Source organism: Flavobacterium bomense (assembly GCF_003970355.1).
The window spans coordinates 1-1,608 of sequence record NZ_RYDJ01000076.1 but is presented as its reverse complement, the minus strand read 5'-3'; the positions used below and the strand labels follow the sequence as shown (position 1 = coordinate 1,608).

Below are 1,608 nucleotides of genomic sequence, written 5' to 3'. Positions count from 1 at the left end.
GTACATAGTCAATAACTAATGTGTTAATTTGATAATTTAGAGCAAAAAAAAATAGAATATTACCCTCATTAATCTGTTTTTTCTGGAGTTAGTTAGTTGATTTTACTTTAATTTATATTTTTTATAAAATCTATGAACGGTATTTTTTTAGGGGTTGTTGGGAAATTTAGTTACAAAAAAAATGATTTTCAAGCTTTTTTTAAATTTATTTTATAAAAATGTCTAAAAATTAGGGGGTTGGTTAAAAAAAACTAAATAAAAATATAATAAAAAAAAATCATTTTAATAAAGATAATATATTTTTTGGCAATCAATTTTTGGTTATCAATAATTCTTTAGCGAAAAAGTTAAATAAGCCTTTTTATACTATTTTAGTTTAACAAAAGTTGATAGATTTGCCTCAGTGAAAAGTTAATTAAGTCACAAGTTTTAACTATTAAATGATGTTTTCTTAATAGTTGAAAAATGTATTTGATAGCCACAAATTTAAAAACAATTAAAACTAAATCAATAATTAAACTAAAACAAACATGAAAAAAGTAACACTAATTTTAGCATTAATGATTACGAGCATAACTTTTGCTCAGGATGCAACTGAAACTCCAACATCTACTCCTTTAGAAATATCTGGCTCTGGAGATTTGTATTATAAGTATGATTTTTCGAAAAACGCAAACATTGGAACAAGTTTTGCATCGGATCAAAATTCACTTTCTCTAGGTATGCTTGATTTTGCTTTAAAGAAATCGTACGGTAAAGCCTCGTTTGTAGGTGAACTGTCTTTTGGACCAAGAGGTGCAGGTCAATCTATTCCAGATGTAGCTGGACAATCTTTCCACATTCAAAATTTATATACTACTTATGCTTTTACTGATAAATTTAGTATGACTGCAGGTTATATGGGAACATTTATTGGTTATGAGGTAATATCTCCAGTGGCTAATTTCCACTATTCTACCTCATATTTGTTTACTAATGGACCATTTCAAAACGCTGGTATAAAAGCAAACTATAAAATATCTGATAAATTTGGGGCAATGTTAGGTATATTTAATGATACCTGGAATAATTATCAAGCTGATCCTACCAAAGGGTTAAATGCTGTTGGAGGTCAATTGTCTTATGCGTCTGAGGGCGTAAGCGCATACCTTAACTTTATGGACGGTTCAGTGAGCGGAACTATTATCGATTTGACTGCAACATTTCAACTTTCTGAAAAATTCAAATTGGGTTTAAATGTAGCAGATTGGTCTAACGAAGGTGAAGTTGGTTATACTGGATTTGCTTTGTACCCTTCTGTTGCTGTTACCGATGCTTTTGCATTAGGATTGCGTGCTGAATATTTTAAGTCTAAAGAAGGTGCGGATTTGTATGGTATTGATGCGGATCAATCGGTAACTGCTTTTACTTTATCTGCTAATTACAAAGTTGGAGGTTTTACTTTTATTCCTGAGTTTAGATTGGATAGTAATTCAGATGAATATTTTACAGATTCTGATATGGCTGCAACTAAGGCTGCTTCTCAAGCTACTCTAGCCGTAGTTTACGGATTCTAGGAAAAACAATATAAAATTTTAAAAATATTTTTTGCCAAGATGCTAATTTTAG

Annotated in this window: 1 protein-coding gene; it reads left to right on the top strand. The window is 30.0% G+C overall.

Features of this window, described 5'->3' with window-relative positions; translation table 11 throughout:
- Nucleotides 1-530: 530 nt before the first annotated feature.
- The gene (locus EKL98_RS15640; RefSeq protein ID WP_126563116.1) at nucleotides 531-1,556 is read left to right on the top strand and encodes a porin; all 1,026 of its coding nucleotides are present in this window, start codon (nucleotides 531-533) and stop codon (nucleotides 1,554-1,556) included.
- The last annotated feature ends 52 nt before the right edge of the window (nucleotides 1,557-1,608 follow it).

Excerpts from the sequence above, each read along its gene's own strand:
- EKL98_RS15640 (WP_126563116.1), top strand. The coding sequence starts at position 531 with ATGAAAAAAGTAACACTAATTTTAGCATTAATGATTACGAGCATAACT.